Here is a 20,681-nt window from a genome sequence, read left to right as displayed (position 1 = left end):
TTGTTCAAATCGTCATTTAATCAATAAGTTATTGTCCGACCGGTCGTTCCCGATCGTCTGTGATACCGTAAAGTTGATACTTGCGCCCCAGCATCTGACCGCCGTCGCGTGTGAGCGGCGTCCAGGAGACCACTGCGCGATTGCGATTCGGTGAGATGGTCATCAAATCGAGGGGAATGGAAACGTAGAAACCTTTGCTGAAGCCCCCTTCGCCGTAGTCTTCCTTTGATACGTTCGACAAAGCCGCCCAAACACCGACGGTGATGCCGCTGTCAAAGCGTTTGGCCACATCAACCGTGACGCCTTTGTCCTTCGCTAGGTACTGCCCGACGCTGACCTTCATCAGCAGGGAGTTCACCACAGGCGGGTTCCAGTAAGCGGTCACAAAACCCGTTGGCGCACTGTAATCAGCGAAGCGCATCATGTTGTTCCAGTCGCGCTGGCGCACATAGTTCAGGTCTGCGCCCAGCGCCCAGCTTCTGTCCAGCGGCCGCCAGAGCACTTCTGCCCCCACACCGGCATACATTGTCTCGAGATAGCCCCCGTAGACCTGGCTGTAAAACCCGTGTCCCAGCGGCTGGAAAAGGTTGGCCTGCAGATTATTGAGATAAACATCGTTGCTGACGTAGTCACGAATGTGCGTACGCACCCTCGGCAAGGTGGAATCGGACGGCAGCAGCGACGAATTAAATTTGTCGTAGTTGTTGTAGAGGTTGGTAAAAATGCCACCATCCAGCAAAGCGTGCTCCGTCAGCCAGAAACGGGCGCTGCTCATCAGTCCGGCCTGGAAGAGATAAAAGTCCTCCGGCCCACCAAGGGACTGCGCCAGGGTCGGTGCAAACGAATAACTAAAGCGTTCAGGTTTGATGCGGTATCCGCGGCTAAACAGGCGGGTATCGACGGGTTCGACTCGCGTCTGTGCTGGTTGCGTTTCCTGCCCCAAAGGATAGCCTTCGAGCTGACGGCGCAAACCTGCCACATCCGTTTGCGTGGTAACCATTGGCATCCGGTCACGGGTCTGGGTAACGCTTAACGTTTTCACGCCTGCTGGCAGATTGTTGGCCAGAATTCGGTTGGCACGATCGACGGCCTCGCGAGAATCCCTGTAACGGTACTGTTCCCCCGACATATAGAGCGTGCCACCGTACTGTGCGATCTCCGGTGCATCAAACCCGGCGTCGTACTTCAGCGCCGTGAGCTGGCTTGCGGCGCTGGTGAAAGACAAAGCGGCTGTTTCCGGCTGTGGGGCATATTCAGCTGGCGGCTTATCCCGCAGGGCCGGACGCAAATCGTTAAAATTGGTGCGCAGCGTGAAGCCAGCCATTAGCGTGTTGCCTCTTTCGTAGCTGAGATTCAGTTCGGCCCAGTCGGTGGCCCGCCAGACGGCACCCACATTGAAATGGCTGGACTGCTGCAGTCGCCCTGCGAAGTCATCGCGGTAGTCATTGCCGTCATACTCAAGCTTCAGGCGCAGCGGCTGCCACGGCGTCTGATACTCCACCCCGCCGAACAGCGCCGCCGGGCCACGGAACATGTCGCTGAAGCTGATATCCCCGGCGTCATTAAGCTCGGCACGGGTGCAGTATTTATCGCTCACCTGACATAGTGGGTTACGCACATTGCCGCTGTTGCCGGGGTAACCCCAGGCCATGCCAAAGCTGACATCCAGCGGTCCGAAATATTTGCTGGCAACCAGATACTCGCCGTCAAACAGCCCTGTTCCGGCAATGTCGCGCTTTCCAAAAGCCACCTGCGGAACGATGAAATCCTCTTCCAGAAGGCGGATTTTGAAATCGAACGATTTATCTTTGTAGCTCTGATCGCCGCTGAAGGCTTCATTATCACTGTATTTGCGGGTGCGGACATCCGTGTAACGGATAGTCCCCTCGAGCCACGGAAAGAGCCCGATGGACGTTGAATAAAAACGGTACTGATCGTTATCGCGGTAGTTAACACTGAACTCGCCTTCACGAGCGATACGTGCGTTGGGGGTCTGCATCAGGCCCGTACCACCGAAATCAGATTGGGAAGCGCGGACGGGATCGCCATAGGGTTCTGCCTGTCCGGCCCCCGGAAAGACCAGCGCCAGGCAGCTCATCAGATACGTTTTTTTCATCACTGGGCGACCCGTTTGGTCAGCAGCGACGAGATCTGCTGATTAAGCTGGACGAACGCCTCCGGCAGCATCGCCGGAGAAAAACCGACCCAGAGAACGCTGCCGGGTTCAACTTCACGGTCTTGCGCATTCCAGTACGCCACCGGCGCGATCTCGCTTTCGCCATCAGGATGGACGATTGTCACGTAATTTTTATCAGCGCCAGCCAGCTGATGAAGCCCCTTCAGATAGTGACTGACCGGCGTGCCTGGGCGCCATGGCTGCTCGCCCCCATTACTGACTGCACCGACCACGGTCACTGTCTGCGCGCGAGGAACGATGTAAAGGGTGTAGGTGCCCTCCAGACGGGGATTTGCTCCCTCTTTGGTGCGCACCACATCCGGGTCGAGGCTGACAAAGTGGCGGCCAGTCACCTTCATACTCTGGAGCTGTTCTCTGACTGCGCGAACGGTGGCACTTTGTCGGTCATTTGCCTTCTGCTCCCAGCGGGTGAGCTGCTCAAGCACCTGCTGTTGCTCAAGCTGAGCACTTAACGTCGCGGCCGGAGTGGCAATAATGGCCCCGGGCCACCAGGTGTTATTCATCAGCAAAGGCGTGGTCACCAGCTGAGCCAAATCGCTTGCCACGACGACGTTATGCTGCGGTCGGTGACCGACGACGGTGACAAGGCCACTGCCCCAGGCTTTCAGGCTCAGCGCGCTTAACACGCAAATCATCAGTCTTTTGTTAATCGTTTTCATGGGGCGGGTTTCAGAAAGGTCATGTCCACAGGGTAAAAGCCTGCGCCTAAGGTCTGTTCGCTGCGGCGCACTACGCCGGATTTCACGTCTATCCAGAAGCGGTTCTGCCAGCGAAGGTCAGGGGTCTGTGACTGAACATTTTCCAGCCATTCGCGAACGACTATTTTCTCGCCTGCGAGGTTCAGCACGGTTTCTTCTCCTGGTGAGAACTGCGACGAAAGCACCGAGGATCGTTCTCGTCCCTCTTCCTGCCAGCGAATCACACGCTGCCAGCTTGCCCCCTGTTGCAGTTGCGAAGGTTCGCTCAGCGGATCGTGCTCCGGGCTTCTCACTTCCAGCAGGTTCTCTTTCAAACCCGTGGTTTTCAGCAAACGCCCCTGACGGGTGACGATCATCGCGTTGTCCGCCGTCAGCCATTTACTTTGCCCCTGCTCTATAAAGCCCAGCACAACGAAAATCTGCTGGCCCTGGTTAAGGCGCAGATACATCGAGGCGTACGGCTGTGTGCGGATGAACTCATCGGAAAGCGTGATGTCTTTGTCCCCTTTCAGGGCTGTATCAAAGGTTTCCATCATGCTTTGCTGGGCGGGAGTACATCCCTGCAGCAGTCCGAGTAGCAGGAAAAAAAGTGGGCGCACCGAAGTTCCTTTTGTATCTGTCATCAGGGTGACAAGGTCATAGTCAAAATACCCGGAGCAAGCGCTCCGGGCAGGATCACAACGCAGTCCAGCGTCAGGCGTTGAACCGCGTTACCCGCACTTAGCGGGTTGCTGTGGTGGTGGTGGTGTTTTTGGAGCCGTCGCTGTTGTCAGTCGCTGCAACAACAGCCAGAGTCGCCAGACCCACCGCAGCAGTCACGCCAACTACCGTCGCCGTTCCCACCGCACCGGCAGCAACGCCACCGGTCGTGCCCGCGGTCGCCAGACCGGAGCCGGCTGCGGTTTCAGTTGCGGCGAAGGCCGGAGCCACGAATGCCACGCTCAGCGCTGCCAGAACGGCACACATCGTCTTTTTCATTTCTGTTCCTCATAAAATGAAGGAGTATCGGGACCTGACAATTCAGGCCATAAACCGGGCAAATACCCGGGCTGACTTCCGTCCCTGAAAGGCACGGAATATCATCCATGCCAGAGCCCACTCCATGAGTGAAAGCCTGTACATCAATCTATAAAAGTCCCAAAACATTACCGGACTGGAATAGGTTTTCCAGAGCCATTAAGAAAGCAACGAATTATTTTCGAAGGAGGTCTAGGATAATTATTACGCAGAAAAAAGACAACTTCCGAGGGGAAGCCGAACATTATCCAAACAGATTTATTAACGATTGCACCACATATAATTACCCGGTGCAAAGGGCGCTATTTCAGAAGAAATGAAGTGAGTAAGAGAGGGTAAGGAAGAGAAAGATGATAATTCAAGGTGATGATTTTAAAAGAATAAAAACAAAAACAACATCTACATCGATAAATCATTTCGGATATAGCAGCCCCATCACTGAGAATAAATCAAGATGGCCAGAAGCATACGTCGCCTCCTTAAAGAGCAATAAACGTTTAATAGTGTTTCATGTTATCTCGTTAATTTCCCAGCTGCACAATTAATTTACACCGCCACTATCGGGATAATTAGCTGCAAAACTTTGCGCTTATTAAAGCATTGCTAAATACTGCCTCAAATAAAAGATACGAGCCTTACGGCCCGTACCCATTATCAATGCATTACGGTGCGCTATAAACCCGCGTCCCTTCAAACATCGTCCAGAGCACTTTGGCATCACGCATCTCTTCGATGCTGACTTTCTCTAAGTTGCGGTCAAACAGAACCAGGTCAGCGCTTTTCCCGACGCTGATTGAGCCAATCTCTCTATCGCGCCCAATCACTTTGGCGGCGTTCAGGGTGTAGGCTTTCAGCATCGCTTCGCGGCTGATTTTTTCGCTCTCCGGTGGTAATTCGCCCAGTTCCCCCATGCGTGTGACGGCGGTGTAGATTGCCAGCAGCGGGTTCGGGCTGGAGACCGGCCAGTCGCTCGCCCCGGAAATCAGCGCGCCGTGGCGCAGTAAATCACCTGCCGGGTACAGGTGCTTCAGCAGCGGCGCAGGTACTTTGCCGTCAATCAACGTCGTAGAGGCGGCATCCTTTCCGGCCCACAGCAGCTGCATGGCCGCCGCCACATTCAGCTGCTGAAAACGCGGCAGGCTCTGCGGGCTGACCACCTCAAGATGGGTGATGCTGTGCAGCGTCTCACTGTTGCCGTTCTGCTGGCGGGCGCAGGCGATGGCATCCAGCGACTCCTTCACCGCCCTGTCGCCAATCGCGTGGAAATGGGCAATCAGATGTTCGGCATCCGCTCTGGCGATAAGCTGGCAAAACTGTTTTTTATCCAGCGTGTTATCGCCGCTGTAGCCGGGCCGGTTCAGGTAATCTTCACTGAGCTTTGCGCTTTGTGCCGGGTATTCAATCACCCCGTCCTGGAAGATTTTGATGCCGCCCAGGCGAACATCCGGTGTCTGAGAGAACTGGTTTCGCAGCGCCACTACGTCGTCAATGGCTTCAGGCTTCGCGTGAATATTTACCAGTGCCAGACCCGTGACGTGCGCGTTCAGCCTACCGGCCTGCGCGAGTGAGGTGTAAGCCGGAAGCAGGCCGGTATCATTGCGACCTGGACTTGCGTTAAACACGGGCGCCAGCGGGCGCACGTTACTGATGGGGTCCATCCACGCCGTGATGCCGAAGCCGTTCATCACCTTCGCGCCGGCGAGAATGCCCTGCGCAATTTTGCCATCATCAACGGGTGGGATGGCGCTAAGAACAAAATCCCATGCGCCTTCCGCCACAAAACCGTTTACTTTGCCCTGCGGCGTTAATCCGGTTCCGGCTTTAATTCCCGCATCGAGTTTGTCCAGTGTTTCATCAGTTAATCCGGATTTATTGAGCATCGCCTTATTTGCCCAACCTGTGTGAGCATCGTACCCGGCTAATACCACTGGTGTATTTTTATATTCATCGGCATTAAATACACTGGCAAGCAGATCGATATGATCCCAGTAATCCAGCGAGAGATTGCTGTAAAACTCAATGCCGTGGAGGTCGCGTTTTGGATTATTTTTATTCGCTGCCAAAAATGCACGAATTTGGCCGGCGTTTTTCAGCCCATCAGGGAATGCCAGGGTTACCGTCTGAAATCCTGCATAGGCCACATGGGCGTGGCTATCGATAAGGCCTGGCATCAGGTACTTACCGTGAAGATCCTGTCGCTGCGCACCTGCACCAACTTGCTTTAACACATCCTGATAGCGGCCTACCGCGACGATGTTTTTGCCGACGATACCGACCGCTTCGGGGTGAGGATTATTCGAGTCAGCGGTATATATCTCCCCGCCATATATAATCGTATGAGGCTCATCCTGCTGAGCGAAGACGGACAAAGAGCAGCCCACTAGTGCGCAGGCTAAAAATAACCTTGAGGGTTTCATTATTTAACTCCATTGCGTTGCGAATAAACACGTTATTGTTTTTAAAAATTATTCCTGCGGTGTGTTTTTCAAAGCAATACCAATATCAAATACGTAATAATCGAGGGCAACATCGGTTTCGTTATAATAATATTCGTAGCATGGCTTATCGCTTTTCACTAACCCGTTGGCCTGCATCCAGGCAAAGGCGATATCCCAGGTTTGCTCCAGCTGCTCGCCAAAGACAGCAAAGCGGCAAACGGCATAATGTCCGGCAGCAATCGTCTGTACGGCAACACCGCGGCTGAGCACTTCCCTGTCGCCAATCTCAATGCAAACATCGGTCCGGCAGCGCGATGCCGAAGTCACTTCCGGCGAATCCCAGTAAAGACAAAGCGTTCCCGCAGGCTGCGTGGGTGTCCGCTGCGGGAGTGATGCCAGCAGATCCTGATGCGTCTGCTGGCAGGTTTCTTTCCCATATGCGCCAAACCGACGCATATAAGCGACCCGTCGGGCGGGTAAATTCACTACGGACGCCTGCTGCAATCCGTTTTCACGCCAGGCGGGTTCCGGTTTTGTTGTCTGAGAATAGGCGCTTTTTTTGGCGACAACGTTTCCTGGCTTGCTATTCCTTTGCGTCGAGTAAAGGCGCCGATACTCGCCGGGAGAAACGGAGAAATGGTTGCGAAAAGCCTTCGCAAAATTTTGTGAACTGGAAAACCCGGCGCTCAGGGCCAGGTCAGTAATATCGCGCTGAGGCGTTTGCGTGAGCCACAGGGCCGCCCTTTCCATCCGCAGGCGACGGGTAAATTCCGCGACGGTTTCCCCCACCTGCGCCCGAAAAATGCGATGAAAGTGGTAGCTCGACACGGCCACGGCGCGAGCAATCTCCTCCAGCGTCGGATTCAGATACAGATTCTGGCTGATATAGTCCATCGCCTTGAAAACGGGCTTACGGTGGTCCTGCGGCATACGGAAGGGCTCCGAAACAAAGATCCTTCATTTGTAGCAGAGTTGTGAAAAAGTGGGTAACGGCGGGAGGCGCTTAAGCGCACAAAACGGAAGATAAACGGGGCACATTGCCCCGCTCCGTCATTCCATCAGGCATCAGCCTCTTCGGTCGTTTCCTGTGGCTGATAATAGAACTCTCCGTCCTTGCAGTGGAAGGTGGAGAACTCTGCCGGACGGCGGAAATAGTAGCCCTGCCCTTTATTGCAGCCGAGTTCACGAAGCTTGAGCTTCATGCCCTCATCCTCAATGCCTTCAGCAATCAGCGGTACGTTGAAGCCGCTCGCCAGCACGATCAGCGAGTTAATAACCGATTGCGCTTTCTCATCGCCTACCACGCCCTTAACAAAATTTCGGTCGATTTTGATGCTGTCAAACGGCAGCGCATGCAGGTAAGAGAGGCTGGAGAAGCCAGAGCCGAAATCATCCAGCGAGACAGAGACACCGTGGCGGCGCAGGTAACCCAGCATTTTACTGATACGCTGCATATCCTGCATCAGTACACTTTCGGTGATTTCGATGCAGATATTGCCGTTTACAAGGCCGTTCATCCGCACGGAGTCCATCAGGTGCCAGGCAAAGTCCTGCTGCAGAAGTTGAATCGCCGACACGTTGATATGCAACAGGAAGTCCTGCGGCGCTCCGCGGGCGATCATCGCCGCCAGCTCGCGGCAGGCTTCTTCTATCACCCATTTTCCAAGCGGCACAATCAAACCGCTCTCTTCCGCCAGCGGAATAAACTGCACAGGCGAGATATCCCCCAGCGTTTCAGAATGCCAGCGCAACAGGCACTCGCCCTCACTGCAGCGTGCTTCGTTTTCCTGATCGATGATGGGCTGGAGCACCAGGTGGAACTCATGTTTACAGATGGCATCGTTTAGCTGCTCATGCAGTTTGATGTTGTAGAGCTCATGCTCATACATCTCCTGAGAAAACAGCATCACAGCGCCATTACCCAGCGCTTCAGCCTGGAGCAATGCCATCCCGACACCACGGCGAATATCGGAGAAATTCTCTTCGGTCAGCGTTTCCAGCAGCATCCCGACGTTGCCGGTATACACGTATTTCTTCTCCGCCATGTGCTGCTCATGGGTATCGCCCATAAACAGCGACGCCAGCGCGCTGCGGTAACGCAGGTAATCCTTATGCTGGTTCATGCCGGGGAAGATAACCAACAGCTTATCGGTAGTATCACGGGCGATGAGCGTATCCGTCGGCAACAGATCCCGCAGGCGGGCGATAAATTCGCTAATGAAGGCGTCGCCAAACTCGGTGCCCAGCGCATTCACAATGCTGTACATGTTGCTGATTTGAATCAAACCCACCATATTGCGCCGCTTGTAAAGTGAAGGCTGCTGCTGCAGGCCAGCGCGAGTCCACAGGCCTGTAATATCGTCTTCCTCCAGCTTTTTACGCTGCAGCTCGAAGCTTTCGGCAAGCTTTTGCGATAACGCCATAAAGGTGGTTTCCAGAGACGCAATTTCCGGGAAATGGCGCTTGTGCCTGGACGGCGTCCAGCGATGTGTCACCAGTTCATCAGCCTTGCGGGCAATCTCCTGCAGCGGACGAGTGGCGCGTAACAACACGATCCCCACCGTCAGGACACCCAGCCCGCAGACGACAAACAGAACCAGAATCATCGCTTGCCCGTAACCGAGAATAGTGGAAGTAATTGCCGTGGTCGGGCTGATAATTACCCCTTTCCAGTGCAGCTTCGCTTCCTGATCCTGAACGGCAAAGGTATCGACGTAATAGGGTTTTCCCTTCACGCTGATGGATAACATGCCCGGCGCTTTCTGCTGTTCAAGCGCCTGGCTTGCCGCCACAACTTCCGACACGCCCGTCTGCTCCAGCGTTTGCAAACTCAGATTATCATTGCCCCCCTTGAACATCGTTTTAGCAAGTTCGGGAAGGGAGGTCGCCACCAGCTCGTTCTTGTCATTCACGATAAGCAGAATGCTTTCGGGAAACGGCTTGAATTGCCGGAGATTATTATTCAGCTCGGCAAAGTGCAGTTCGCTTGCCACCACGCCCGCGAAATCGCCATTGCGGTCAAAGGCGGGTGAGCTCCAGGCGATACCTGCGGTTTGCGCGTCGTCGTAATCCCTGAACGGCCGCGTCCAGTGTGAACGTCGGTCCTCTTTAACCACGTTGTACCATTCACGCTTTTGCGGTTCGTAGTCGGGAATCACTTTATCTACCGCCGAATCAAGGCTGAAGTCACTGTAGAAGGTCAGCTTATTTGCCGTTCCGGCATCCCTTAATGCCAGGTAGTGATCCTGTAGCCTGTCGTGAGAAACGCCGATGAAATCTCCGTTCGGGCGACCAAACTCCACCATATCGAGATAATCGCGTTCCGAGAACACGTTGTTAATATTGTTCACCAGCAGGCCCGTCAGTTCACGTACGGAAAGCGTGCTGCTCTCTTCCTTACTGATGGCATGGACCACAATGGCATTCGACTGTTGCGGCACGCTGATATAGTTGTTGATCGTGCGTTCGATGTTCTCTTTTTTGGCGTTAAGAATCTGCTCGCTGATGGTGTCGAGAAACGCATACCCCTGATAGTGCAAAAAGGTATACATAGTGACGAGGACGACACAAAACGTCACCAGCAGCGTCAGGAGGATCGTTTTTGTCAGCGACAGGGGGTACGCTTCGACGGAAAATTGTTGTTTAAGGATTCGCATAATGCTCTCGCGTCGTGTCAGCCGTTATTCCGGCTGCACAACAAACTGACCGTTCATCGCGACAAAATCAGCAAACGGTTTTGGTTTTGAGTAATAGTATCCCTGTGCCAGATCGCATCCCATTTCATGCAGCTTGGCGGCCATTTCTGCCGTTTCCACGCCCTCAGCCACCAGAGGGACTTCAAAGCTCCGCGACAGCATCAGCACCGAGGCGATCACCGCTTCGCTCTTCTTGTCCTTCAGCACGTTGCTGACAAACCCGCGGTCAATCTTCAGGCAGTCAAACGGCAGGGAGCTGAGATAGGAAAGACTTGAATAGCCGGAACCAAAATCGTCAATCGCCACCGAAATCCCCAGGCGACGCAGGTAAGCCAAAATCTCAACGATACGGTGGGTATCATGCAGCAGCACGCTTTCGGTTATCTCAATACAGATATTGCTGTTACAGAGCTCGTAACGATGAATGCACTCCAGCAGATGACGCGAGAAGTCAGGCTGCTGCAGCTGCAGCGCAGAAATATTCACATGCAGCTTGAAATCCGCCGGAGCGCCGCGGGCGATAAACGTCGCCAGCTCGCGGCAGGCCGTGTCGATAATCCATTTGCCTAACGGAACAATCATCCCGGTATGTTCGGCCAGGGCGATAAACTTATCCGGCGGCACGAAACCGAGCACGTTAGATTGCCAGCGAATCAGGCATTCCCCTTCGTTGCAGTTCGCCGGTTCACTGAACGGGACGATGGGCTGCAGAACCAGATGGAACCCTTCTGACTGTAAATCATCACGCAGTGCCTGATGCAGGCGCAGGTTGTTGACTTCCTCCTCGCGCATTTCCGGCGTAAAGAGTTCACATGCACCATTGCGCTGGCTTTGAGCATGCTGCACCGCAAGGCTCACGTTGCGTAAGCAGTCACTGAAGCTCTCTTTCGTCAGCGGCTCAATGATCATGCCTACGTGGCCCGTATAGATATGAGACTCCCCGGCAATTTCAGCGGACTGTTCACGGAAAACAGACGAAATCGCTGAGCGATACCAGGCCACATCCTTAATTTCGTAGAAGCCGGAAAAAGCAACAATGAAGGTATCCTCCCGATCCCGGCAGCAGAGCGCCCCTTCCGGAAGAATGCTGCGCAGGCGTTCAGCGAAGGACTGAATAAATTCCTGCGCAAGCTTTGTACCAAGGGCATTTTTCACTGAGTTGAAATTGCTAACCTTGATCATCGCCAGCAGGTTGCGGTTGTCATACAGCGCAGGGGTATGCTTCAGGCCCCCCAGGGTGAGGAATCCCGTCTCTGGATCTTCTTCCAGGCTTGTGCGCTGAAAATCGATGGAAGGGGTGAGCGCCGAGACACGGGAAAGCTCATCATTGAGCGTTAAGAGCTCAGGAAACAGCCGCGTCTTCGGGCTGAGATTCCATGGATGAAAGCCGATGGCTTTTACCTTTTCGACGGTTTCTTTCAGCGCTCCCGTGAAGCGCAGGACCACCAGACTCAGCGCCGCCATCGACAGCAATAGCACCAGTACGCTGCACAGCGCCACCATCAGATGCTGTTGGCGGGTAGCCGCCATGGCCGTATGACGCGGAGCAACCAGGATTGCCTGCCATTTGAGAAGATATTCGCTGTCGCGGATGGCAAAAGCGGTGGCCAGATATCGCTTATCCTCCACGCTGAATGCCTGAATTTGATGCTCTGTGCCCTCTGCAAGTTTGAGCAGCGAAGCGGGCAACATATCTGAGGAAGGGGCGTTATCGGTACGGGCCACCACCTGATGATGTTCATCAAGGATAACCATTGAGTAGTCGTCCGCAGGCAAAATCTGCGCCAGATAGCCGTCCATGCGGGAGGTCAGCAGACTGCTGGAAATCACGCCAGCAAACAGCCCCTCTTTGGTATAAACCGGCTGATGGTAAGTCACGAGTGGCCCTTGCGGCACCACACTCGCCGACCACCAGGGGTTACGTTGATGGCGAGCGGTAATAAACCACGGCTGACGGCTGACGGTAAAGTTATCGACAGATTTCACAATGTTGGTCTGCTCGCTGAGGCCACTGTAGCTTATCAGCTGAGTCGGGTTCTGCTCGCAGGTGCGTTCGAGGTAAATGCGACCGGTGCTGCCGTCTCGCATCACAGAGAGCTGGTTACCCCCGGCATCTGACCAGGAAAAACGGTACATTGCCGCCACCCTGGCAAACGCCCGGGTGCTCAGAAAGACCAGCTCCGGGCGAAGAGTCTCTTCGCTGACCCGCAGCTGCCCGCCCTGCAAATATTGCTGGAGCATGCGGCTCAGCTGCGGTGGGCTGTTCAGAAAGTCTTCCAGCCGCTGCTGCGCCATCTCACTTTGCGAATTTAACAACTGCTGATTCATCTGATTACCCGCCAGGCGGAACTGGTAGCGCAGCAGTCCCCCGGCGCACAGGATCATGGCAATCAGTGCAAGCAACAGAATAAGCATGACACTTTTCAGCAAAGTGAAGGGGTAGGCTTTTTGAGAAGACTTTTCCATAAACAGGGATTGAGCGGACTCTGGCAAAAAAAAGAGAGGATACCTGGCCTCAGAGAGAGGAAGGCACCAGTGATTTATTCATAACGGACGGCGCAGCGCAGGTGCGATTTCGCCCTGCTTTTTTGGACTGATAGAGATAGCGATCGGCCTCTGACAGCAGTTTATCGAAGACGTCCACCAGCTGTCGGCGTGCCGCCTGGCCGTGGCTCAGCCCGATGCTCACCGTGAGCGAAAGTGTGTCTGAGCCCCACTGCACTTCCATTTGCTCAATTTCGGCACGGATCTCTTCGGCCAGGCGGTAACCGTTGTCACCGCAGGCATCCGGCATGACCACGGCAAATTCTTCCCCGCCCATGCGTGCCACAATCCCATGCTCGCCGACGACCTCTTTCACCCGATGGGCAAATTCCGCCAGCACGCTGTCACCACAGTCGTGACCATGGGTATCGTTGATGCTCTTAAAATGGTCGATATCCAACAGCAAAACATTCAGCGCGGTGTTAACCGTTTTTTCATCCTGGATCCGCAGCTTTTCATACAAACCAAAACGGGAATGAACGCGGGTCAGATAGTCGTAATTGGCTCGCGCCGAAAGCTGCGTGACGAGGGTGTTAATCGCTCTGACGCTCACCGCCACCATCACCGGGCAGATAGCCACAGAGGCAATCCCCATCCGAGCCGATACAATCTGGGCAATATGCCCCTCGAAGCTGTGGTAGACCCAGTGGGTATATACCATGATAACTTCGGTTATCCCCGTGAGCAGCGTGAGCAGACAGGTCACCTGCAGTGAATAGCTGATAGCGCACCAGATAAGCGCTGGCAGCGTCATCGCCAGACTGCCGATTCCACCGCTGTGCGACGACCCAAAGATAGATACCAGCAGCATTAACAGCGGCAAGATGCGGAAAAAATCCAGCCTCTTAGGTAACAGACTGCCCTTCCAGGTCAGCAGGAAGGGAAGAATCAGGACGCTGGTAGAAAATTGTTCGCTGAACCAGACCGGATAGACTTCTGTAAACGCACGATGTTCGACGAGACAAAAACCATAACTGCCTAAAAGCGAACAGAGCCCGGCCGTCAGCAGGCAATAGCTGTACAGGCGCAGAACATTGATTTTTAGCGGCTCGCAGGTATTTTTACGCTCACGCAGAATTAAATTAGTCAGCGTAATGACAAAAATTATATTCGACAGCGAAATCAGGAGCGTGGCCGGGTTATTACCACCAGAAATAAAGCTGCTTAATAATGCCACCAACATACAGGCGCAATAATTATGGGGGCGATTTAAAAAGGGAAAGCGTAAAAATATCCCGACGACGATCGCATTTGTAGGCCAGAAAAGTGCGAGATGTCTTGCCTGAAATAAAATCGAGCTAGCAAAATGCAGAGTCGCCACTGTCACCATCAGAGTGGCAATGTTCCATAGCGTATTTTCTTCCTTCAATAAACCTGAAGGATGAATCGTTAATTTATGCATGAATCTGTAGGTTACTCTGGGTATCTGCCCGGTGTAGACAGGTTTAGCGTAAAAAGGGTACGCCAGAACACCCTTAACAACAAATTGAAAGTCATCCTAAAATAAATTTTTACATTAAGAGAGTATCAGCCATCCTTCTGCTAACGATAATTACCGGCGCTCCCTTCTAATTAATCAGAGCAATTAAAAAGTCATACCCGAATCTCGCCATAAACTACAGTGGGAGTTGTTCTATTTTTGTTGCACACTTTGCTTTTACCGCTTCATATAATAAACGCACCGCCGCCGAAACCTGTTTCCGATGCGGACAAATCATATTCAGCGGCACCGCGTCGCCCTGAAACAGCGGCAGAATAATCTTTAACCGCCCTACGGCAATGTCATCGCAGACGTCCAGCCAGGATTTATTGGCGATCCCCTCTCCGGCAATCGCCAGACGGCGAATCACTTCGGCGTCATCGCTCATCATTGTGCTGGTCATCTGCACTTCGTACACGTGCCCTTCACGAAACAGTGTCCAGCGATCGTATAGCCTGCCGCGCAGGCTGTAGGTCAGTGCGTTATGTGAACGGAGCTCTTCGAGCGTTTTTGGCTCACCGTGGCGTGCAATCCATGCCGGCGATGCCACCAGCACGCGGCGGTTTTCAGACGCTACGGGTAAAGAAATAAATGAGGCGTCGTCATTATTGCCGTAGCGAAACGCCACGTCGACGGGATCTTTGAAAACGTCGGTCAGGTGATCGGAGAATAAAATGCGCAGCCGTAGCGCCGGATGACGCTGACGAAAATCCTGAAAAACGGAAAGCAGCAAATTACGCCCGAGATCGGAAGGCACGGCTATCTGCAAGGTTCCGCGGAGTTCATCTTCTGAAGCCTGCAACTGCTGCATTCCTGCCTGAAGCGTGTCGAGCATCTGCGTGGCGTACGGCAGCCAGGTTTCTCCCTCAGGCGTCAGGCGCAGGCTGCGAGTAGAACGTGCAAAAAGCCGGATGTTCAGCTGAGTTTCCAGCCGCTTAATGGCTGAGCTCACCTGAGCGGGTGGGGTGCCGACTTCGCGAGCAGCCTCACTAAAACTGCCCAACGCCGCAGCGCGAACAAACAGAGTCAAATCTTCCAGTCTGAGCATTTCTTATTCCCGGCTATCACTTCCTGCATTGTAAGCCAAATCCGGAATCGTCTCAAAAAGCGCCTTTTGATGGCCCTCCCCCGAGGTTTGCTTACACTTTTTGCCTGCAAGAGACTTGCCAGCAGGCGGGTCCATCAGGAATGATACGGGGCGGCATTTTTAAGTCCAGGTTATGTATTGAATGTGGAGAAGGTATGCGTAAAACAAAAATGATGCTCCTGGCGGCACTGCTGGCGACAGCGGGTGCAGTTTCAGCGGCACCGACAGCAGTATCGACCTCAGGGATCCAGCAGTATGAGCTGAACGACTTCATTGCCGATTTCACCCATTTCAAGATTGGCGACAGCGTGCCGGAAATGTACCGCACGGATGAGTACAACATTACAAAGTGGAATCTGCGTAATCTGCCAGCGCCGGATGCGGGCACCCACTGGACGTATATGGGCGGCAACTATGTGCTGATTAGCGATGCCGACGGTAAAATTCTCAAAGTCTACGACGGCGACATTTTCTATCACCGCTAAGTACGCGGCATGCTGTGAGCGTTACTGACGCTCACGGTCCCTTCTGATTCTGCCTGGAGCGTGACATGCTGATTCGCCCTGGACACCCTTCCGATCTCCCCTTTCTTCGCAGACTTTTTCTCGACGCGCGCACGGCCAGCTGGCCCTGGGCCGATAAACGCGGGTGGGCACCCGAAGATTTTGATGCCGCTACGAAGGATGAACAAATTTGGGTCGCAGACATCGACGGCCATCGCGCAGGGTTTGCCTCCGTCTGGGAAATCGATAACTTTTTGCATAACCTGTTTGTCGCTCCTCAATGGCAGGGTCACGGCGTTGGCAGCGCGCTCTTGCGCCATGTGCATACCACCTTTACCAGCACCGGGGCGCTGAAATGCCTGGTGCAGAATGAATCCGCTCTGCATTTTTATCAACGGCATGGCTGGCACACTGAGGCCCGGGGGAGTTCACCGGAGGGTGATTACTGGTTGATGCATTATCGACCCTCCTGAAAAAGCGCGACGCGTCCATACATGATTTTCATTCGATTCTGGGATCCTCGTTCCGGGAATTCTTCTTGTCAGCATCGCTTCAGCGCTTACAATACACTGTATATAAACACAGTTATCGTGCACTCTGGAGAGACACCTCATGGAAGCACCCATTGTCTGGACTCATCCCCTGCTTTTTACCGAACCCGAACCCGAACTCGATCTCGATTTTGTTGACGTAGCAACCCAGTGCGAAGAACTTGCGGCAAGCGCCCTGGAATCCGAGCACCTGGAGACACAGCATGAGCTCTACGAGCGCTTGCATGCCTGCCTTGCACAACTGCAACCTACCCTTCTCGACCCTATTCCGGACGATCGCATTGCCGAATTCACCGTGAACGTCTTGCCGGATCATCCCCCGGCCATGGAAACCGAAAGTGAATTACTGTGTGAGTACTGCCTGGCGCTGAGCCAGCTGCTGTCAGGTAAGCCGCTCAGCATCAGCATTGAAGAAACCCTCCAGGGACTGCTGTATGAGCTGACCTGCTTTTTGTCAGACACCATTCTCGCCCCACGCTGGATTAACACCCCGCAGGGGCTGAAAAACCTGGTCTGATGCGCGAAAAAAAAGCCACCGAGGTGGCTTTCATTGGCACAGGAGCACATTACACGGCGCGAAATGCAATCTCGCCCGGAATGACTTCACCCTGCCAGTAAAGCTGTGCGGCAACGCGACCGGCCAGCTGACGGTAGAGCGTGGTGAACTCGCTGTCCGGACGCGCCACCACGGTCGGCGTGCCGCGATCCAGGTCTTCGCGCAGGTTGATGTGCAGAGGCATCTGACCCAGAAGCTGGGTGTGATACTGCTGCGCCAGGCGCTCTGCGCCGCCGGTACCGAAAATCGGCTCGTGATGGCCGCACTGACTGCAAATGTGCATGCTCATGTTTTCGACAATGCCGAGAACAGGCACTTCGACCTTCTCGAACATCACAATGCCTTTTTTGGCGTCAATCAGGGCGATATCTTGCGGTGTGGTCACCACCAGCGCGCCGGTGACGGGAATATTCTGCGCCAGCGTCAGCTGGATGTCGCCAGTGCCCGGCGGCATATCCAGCACCAGATAGTCGAGATCCGGCCACAGCGTCTCCTGCAACATCTGCATCAGCGCTTTGCTGGCCATCGGGCCGCGCCAGACCATCGCATTATCATCGGTCACCAGATAGCCAATGGAGTTGGTGGCAAGGCCGAATTTAACAATCGGCGCCATATGCGTGCCATCCGGGGAAGTCGGACGTTCCCCTTCTGCGCCGAGCATCATCGGTACCGAAGGACCGTAGATATCCGCATCAAGAATACCGACCTTTGCCCCTTCAGCCGCCAGTGCCAGCGCCAGGTTTACGGCAGTAGAAGACTTGCCCACTCCGCCTTTGCCTGAGCTGACGGCAATGATGTTTTTCACGCCGTTAATGCCGGGTTGGTTTTTCACCCGCTTCAGGGTGGCAATAGCGTGCGACAGCTTCCAGTCGATCGCTTTCGCACCAGTAATGCGCAGCAGATCGGCGCTGCACTGCTCTTTGAGCTCCTCGAATGCGCTGTGCCAGACGAAGGGCATCTGGATTTCAACGTGCAGGGTATCATCGAGCCACGCCACGTGATGCAGCGCTTTCAGGGCGGTGAGATTGTGTTTCAGGGTTGGGTGCTGAAAATTGGCCAGCGTGCCCGCGACCATCGCGCGCAGACGTTCCGGGGATTTGGCCTGGGATTGCGAACTCATCCCGACTCCTTTTTCATTGTTCTGGAACTGCTAATTGTAACTGCGAGTGCCGCGGGACGGTAATAATTCTTCGGATAGCCTTCGCACATAGCGTATCAATGGGCGTTTTGATACTATCGATACCCCTTTTAAAAGCAGGAAGTAATGTTCACTATGACTCAAGTCGCGAAAAAAATTCTGGTAACGTGCGCACTGCCGTACGCCAACGGCTCCATCCACCTCGGTCATATGCTGGAGCATATCCAGGCTGATGTCTGGGTCCGTTACCAGCGAATGCGCGGCCACCAGGTCAATTTCATCTGCGCCGACGATGCCCATGGCACGCCGATCATGCTGAAAGCTCAGCAGCTCGGGATTTCTCCGGAGCAGATGATTGCCGAAATGAGTCAGGAACATCAGACCGACTTTGCTGGCTTCGACATCAGCTACGACAACTACCACTCGACGCACAGCGACGAGAACCGCGAGCTGTCCGAGCTTATCTACGGTCGCCTGAAAGAGAACGGTTTTATCAAGAATCGCACTATCTCTCAGCTGTTCGATCCAGAAAAAGGCATGTTCCTGCCGGACCGTTTCGTGAAAGGCACCTGCCCGAAATGCAAATCCCCGGATCAGTACGGCGATAACTGCGAAGTCTGCGGCGCAACCTACAGCCCAACGGAGCTTATCGAGCCGAAGTCCGTGATATCGGGCGCGACGCCGGTCATGCGTGATTCCGAGCATTTCTTCTTTGATCTGCCGTCCTTCAGCGAAATGCTGCAGGCGTGGACCCGCAGCGGTGCATTGCAGGAGCAGGTCGCCAATAAAATGCAGGAGTGGTTCGAACATGGCCTGCAGCAGTGGGATATCTCCCGCGACGCACCTTACTTCGGTTTCGAAATCCCGGGTGCGCCGGGCAAATACTTCTACGTCTGGCTGGATGCGCCGATTGGCTACATGGGTTCCTTCAAGAACCTGTGCGATAAGCGCGGCGACACCACCAGCTTCGACGAATACTGGAAGAAAGACTCCGATGCCGAGCTGTATCACTTTATCGGTAAAGATATCGTCTACTTCCACAGCCTGTTCTGGCCGGCCATGCTGGAAGGCAGCAACTTCCGTAAGCCAACCAACCTGTTCGTGCACGGTTATGTGACGGTGAACGGCGCGAAGATGTCCAAGTCCCGCGGCACCTTCATTAAAGCCAGCACCTGGCTGAACCACTTCGATGCGGACAGCCTGCGTTACTACTACACCGCGAAGCTCTCTTCTCGTATCGACGACATCGATTTGAACCTCGAAGACTTCGTGCAGCGCGTTAACGCCGATATCGTCAACAAAGTGGTGAACCTGGCTTCCCGCAACGCGGGCTTTATCGCCAAGCGCTTTGACGGCGTGCTGGCCGCTGAACTTGCGGATCCGGCGCTGTACAAAACCTTCACCGATGCTGCACAAACCATTGGCGAAGCGTGGGAAAGCCGCGAATTTGGCAAAGCCATCCGTGAAATCATGGCGCTGGCGGACCTTGCTAACCGCTATGTCGATGAGCAGGCTCCGTGGGTTGTGGCGAAACAGGAAGGCCGTGATGCCGATCTGCAGTCCATCTGCTCCATGGGGATCAACCTGTTCCGCGTGCTGATGACCTACCTGAAGCCAGTTCTGCCGTCGCTCTCTGAGCGCACCGAAGCCTTCCTGAACACTGAACTGAGCTGGGATAGCATTCAGCAGCCGCTGCTCGGCCACAAGGTCAACACCTTCAAAGCGCTCTACAACCGCATCGACATGAAGCAGGTTGAAGCCCTGGTGGAAGCCTCTAAGGAAGAAGTGAAGGCACTGAACACTGCTCCGGTCACTGGCCCGCTGGCGGATGATCCCATTCAGGAAACCATCACCTTCGATGATTTCGCTAAGGTCGATATGCGTATTGCGCTGATTGAAAATGCGCAGTTCGTTGAGGGCTCCGACAAGCTGCTGCAGCTGACGCTGGATATCGGCGGTGAGAAACGTAACGTCTTCTCCGGCATCCGCTCTGCCTATCCAGACCCGCAGGCGCTGATTGGCCGCCTGACGGTGATGGTCGCCAACCTCGCGCCGCGTAAAATGCGTTTTGGCGTTTCTGAAGGCATGGTAATGGCCGCGGGCCCCGGCGGGAAAGATATCTTCCTGCTCAGCCCGGACAGCGGTGCACAGCCAGGTCAGCAGGTGAAATAAATGCAAAAGCCGGAGAAATCTCCGGCTTTTTTATGCTCTTATGTCCGGCGGCGCTACGCTTGCGCGTGCCTACGGATTTTGTAAGTCGGGTCAGGCGCAGCCGTCACCCGACAAAAAATCAGGACTTCGCCGCGTGCACCCGGCTGGTCAGCCCGCGCAGGAAATAACGCAGGAACTGGTCACCGCACTCGCGATAGTTTTTATGGTCCGGGGCGCGCATCATGGCGGTGATTTCCGGCATCGACACGCGGAATTTTTGCTCCGTCATGATCGCCAGAATGTCGTCTGTCTTCAGGGAAAACGCGATGCGCAGCTTCTTCAGCACCGTGTTGTTATTCACGCGACGCTCAAGCGCCAGCTCCGGCGCCGACTCATCTTTGCCGCGCTTGTCATAGATTAGACCGTTCAGAAAACCGGACAGGATGATATCCGGGCAGCGTACGAAGCCCTCTTCATCCTCTTTGGTCATCCAGGTGTCGAAACCTGCCGAGGTGGACTCCATATCAGCCAGCGCCAGGATGCGTACCAGGTCGTTGTTATTGCATTTCAGTGTGTAGCGCAGGCTGCGCAGAATATCATTACTTACCATAGAGCCTTCAACTGTC

The 20,681-nt window shown here is 54.3% G+C and carries 16 protein-coding genes; 4 read left to right on the top strand and 12 right to left on the bottom strand.

Annotation, left to right across the window (positions count from 1 at the left end; translation table 11 throughout):
• Positions 1 to 28: 28 nt before the first annotated feature.
• From CRO87_RS05295 to CRO87_RS05250, 10 genes are all read right to left on the bottom strand, one after another.
• The gene (locus CRO87_RS05295; protein ID WP_097161884.1) at positions 29 to 2,119 is read right to left on the bottom strand and encodes a YjbH domain-containing protein; all 2,091 of its coding nucleotides are present in this window, start codon (positions 2,117 to 2,119) and stop codon (positions 29 to 31) included.
• Positions 2,116 to 2,856, bottom strand: coding sequence for a capsule biosynthesis GfcC D2 domain-containing protein (locus tag CRO87_RS05290; protein ID WP_255252484.1), 741 nt, complete (start codon positions 2,854 to 2,856; stop codon positions 2,116 to 2,118). Before CRO87_RS05290 ends, CRO87_RS05295 begins: the two co-directional genes overlap by 4 nt.
• On the bottom strand, positions 2,853 to 3,494 hold the full coding sequence (locus CRO87_RS05285; protein WP_141398668.1) for a YjbF family lipoprotein: 642 nt from the start codon (positions 3,492 to 3,494) through the stop codon (positions 2,853 to 2,855). The genes CRO87_RS05290 and CRO87_RS05285 overlap by 4 nt, the downstream gene beginning before the upstream one ends.
• Before the next feature lie 121 nt (positions 3,495 to 3,615).
• Complete coding sequence (locus CRO87_RS05280) at positions 3,616 to 3,873, bottom strand: hypothetical protein (RefSeq protein WP_097161882.1); 258 nt, start codon at positions 3,871 to 3,873, stop codon at positions 3,616 to 3,618.
• Between the two features lie 701 nt (positions 3,874 to 4,574).
• Positions 4,575 to 6,329, bottom strand: a complete 1,755-nt coding sequence (locus CRO87_RS05275; RefSeq protein ID WP_097161881.1) for an amidohydrolase — start codon at positions 6,327 to 6,329, stop codon at positions 4,575 to 4,577.
• Positions 6,330 to 6,377: 48 nt separating this feature from the next.
• Entirely contained in the window at positions 6,378 to 7,280 is a 903-nt protein-coding gene (locus CRO87_RS05270; protein WP_097161880.1) for a GyrI-like domain-containing protein, read from the bottom strand.
• 128 nt (positions 7,281 to 7,408) lie between these two features.
• A complete protein-coding gene (locus CRO87_RS05265) occupies positions 7,409 to 10,006 on the bottom strand; it encodes an EAL domain-containing protein (protein WP_097161879.1) in 2,598 nt (865 codons plus the stop codon).
• Between the two features lie 24 nt (positions 10,007 to 10,030).
• On the bottom strand, positions 10,031 to 12,460 hold the full coding sequence (locus CRO87_RS05260; RefSeq protein ID WP_255252483.1) for a GGDEF domain-containing protein: 2,430 nt from the start codon (positions 12,458 to 12,460) through the stop codon (positions 10,031 to 10,033).
• Positions 12,461 to 12,560: 100 nt separating this feature from the next.
• Positions 12,561 to 13,772: a GGDEF domain-containing protein gene (locus tag CRO87_RS05255; protein ID WP_176504259.1), complete on the bottom strand. Its 1,212-nt coding sequence runs from the start codon at positions 13,770 to 13,772 to the stop codon at positions 12,561 to 12,563.
• A gap of 433 nt (positions 13,773 to 14,205) precedes the next feature.
• Complete coding sequence (locus CRO87_RS05250) at positions 14,206 to 15,117, bottom strand: LysR family transcriptional regulator (protein ID WP_097161876.1); 912 nt, start codon at positions 15,115 to 15,117, stop codon at positions 14,206 to 14,208.
• A 194-nt stretch (positions 15,118 to 15,311) separates the two neighbouring features.
• On the opposite strand from CRO87_RS05250, the gene CRO87_RS05245 reads away from it, so the two are divergent.
• From CRO87_RS05245 to CRO87_RS22475, 3 genes are all read left to right on the top strand, one after another.
• Positions 15,312 to 15,641, top strand: a complete 330-nt coding sequence (locus tag CRO87_RS05245; RefSeq protein ID WP_097161875.1) for an RcnB family protein — start codon at positions 15,312 to 15,314, stop codon at positions 15,639 to 15,641.
• Between the two features lie 65 nt (positions 15,642 to 15,706).
• Positions 15,707 to 16,132: a GNAT family N-acetyltransferase gene (locus tag CRO87_RS05240; RefSeq protein WP_097161874.1), complete on the top strand. Its 426-nt coding sequence runs from the start codon at positions 15,707 to 15,709 to the stop codon at positions 16,130 to 16,132.
• 139 nt (positions 16,133 to 16,271) lie between these two features.
• Positions 16,272 to 16,727, top strand: a complete 456-nt coding sequence (locus CRO87_RS22475; RefSeq protein WP_141398667.1) for a hypothetical protein — start codon at positions 16,272 to 16,274, stop codon at positions 16,725 to 16,727.
• Between the two features lie 49 nt (positions 16,728 to 16,776).
• On the opposite strand, the gene apbC is transcribed toward CRO87_RS22475, so the two are convergent.
• Positions 16,777 to 17,886 carry an iron-sulfur cluster carrier protein ApbC gene (gene apbC, locus CRO87_RS05225; protein ID WP_097161871.1) on the bottom strand — a complete coding sequence of 370 codons (1,110 nt, stop codon included), beginning with the start codon at positions 17,884 to 17,886 and terminating at the stop codon, positions 16,777 to 16,779.
• Between the two features lie 153 nt (positions 17,887 to 18,039).
• Here apbC and metG point away from each other — a divergent pair, with 153 nt between their 5' ends.
• On the top strand, positions 18,040 to 20,076 hold the full coding sequence (gene metG, locus CRO87_RS05220) for a methionine--tRNA ligase (RefSeq protein WP_097161982.1): 2,037 nt from the start codon (positions 18,040 to 18,042) through the stop codon (positions 20,074 to 20,076).
• Between the two features lie 118 nt (positions 20,077 to 20,194).
• Here metG and CRO87_RS05215 read toward each other — a convergent pair whose 3' ends face one another.
• Positions 20,195 to 20,665: a DUF1456 family protein gene (locus CRO87_RS05215; RefSeq protein ID WP_097161870.1), complete on the bottom strand. Its 471-nt coding sequence runs from the start codon at positions 20,663 to 20,665 to the stop codon at positions 20,195 to 20,197.
• Between the last annotated feature and the right edge of the window lie 16 nt (positions 20,666 to 20,681).

The sequence above is a fragment of the Enterobacter sp. CC120223-11 genome (assembly GCF_900215375.1).
Lineage (GTDB): Bacteria > Pseudomonadota > Gammaproteobacteria > Enterobacterales > Enterobacteriaceae > Scandinavium.
Note: the sequence above shows the minus strand (reverse complement) of the source record. Positions and strands in the feature narration are given on the sequence as shown.

What these genes read in the sequence shown, in the direction of transcription:
- CRO87_RS05270 (WP_097161880.1), bottom strand. Translation starts at nt 7,280, where the DNA reads ATGCCGCAGGACCACCGTAAGCCCGTTTTCAAGGCGATGGACTATATC.
- CRO87_RS05280 (WP_097161882.1), bottom strand. Translation starts at nt 3,873, where the DNA reads ATGAAAAAGACGATGTGTGCCGTTCTGGCAGCGCTGAGCGTGGCATTC.
- CRO87_RS05245 (WP_097161875.1), top strand. Translation starts at nt 15,312, where the DNA reads ATGCGTAAAACAAAAATGATGCTCCTGGCGGCACTGCTGGCGACAGCG.
- CRO87_RS05255 (WP_176504259.1), bottom strand. Translation starts at nt 13,772, where the DNA reads ATGTTGGTGGCATTATTAAGCAGCTTTATTTCTGGTGGTAATAACCCG.
- apbC (WP_097161871.1), bottom strand. Translation starts at nt 17,886, where the DNA reads ATGAGTTCGCAATCCCAGGCCAAATCCCCGGAACGTCTGCGCGCGATG.
- metG (WP_097161982.1), top strand. Translation starts at nt 18,040, where the DNA reads ATGACTCAAGTCGCGAAAAAAATTCTGGTAACGTGCGCACTGCCGTAC.
- CRO87_RS05215 (WP_097161870.1), bottom strand. Translation starts at nt 20,665, where the DNA reads ATGGTAAGTAATGATATTCTGCGCAGCCTGCGCTACACACTGAAATGC.
- CRO87_RS05265 (WP_097161879.1), bottom strand. Translation starts at nt 10,006, where the DNA reads ATGCGAATCCTTAAACAACAATTTTCCGTCGAAGCGTACCCCCTGTCG.
- CRO87_RS05240 (WP_097161874.1), top strand. Translation starts at nt 15,707, where the DNA reads ATGCTGATTCGCCCTGGACACCCTTCCGATCTCCCCTTTCTTCGCAGA.
- CRO87_RS05250 (WP_097161876.1), bottom strand. Translation starts at nt 15,117, where the DNA reads ATGCTCAGACTGGAAGATTTGACTCTGTTTGTTCGCGCTGCGGCGTTG.
- CRO87_RS05275 (WP_097161881.1), bottom strand. Translation starts at nt 6,329, where the DNA reads ATGAAACCCTCAAGGTTATTTTTAGCCTGCGCACTAGTGGGCTGCTCT.
- CRO87_RS22475 (WP_141398667.1), top strand. Translation starts at nt 16,272, where the DNA reads ATGGAAGCACCCATTGTCTGGACTCATCCCCTGCTTTTTACCGAACCC.
- CRO87_RS05260 (WP_255252483.1), bottom strand. Translation starts at nt 12,460, where the DNA reads ATGCTTATTCTGTTGCTTGCACTGATTGCCATGATCCTGTGCGCCGGG.
- CRO87_RS05290 (WP_255252484.1), bottom strand. Translation starts at nt 2,856, where the DNA reads ATGAAAACGATTAACAAAAGACTGATGATTTGCGTGTTAAGCGCGCTG.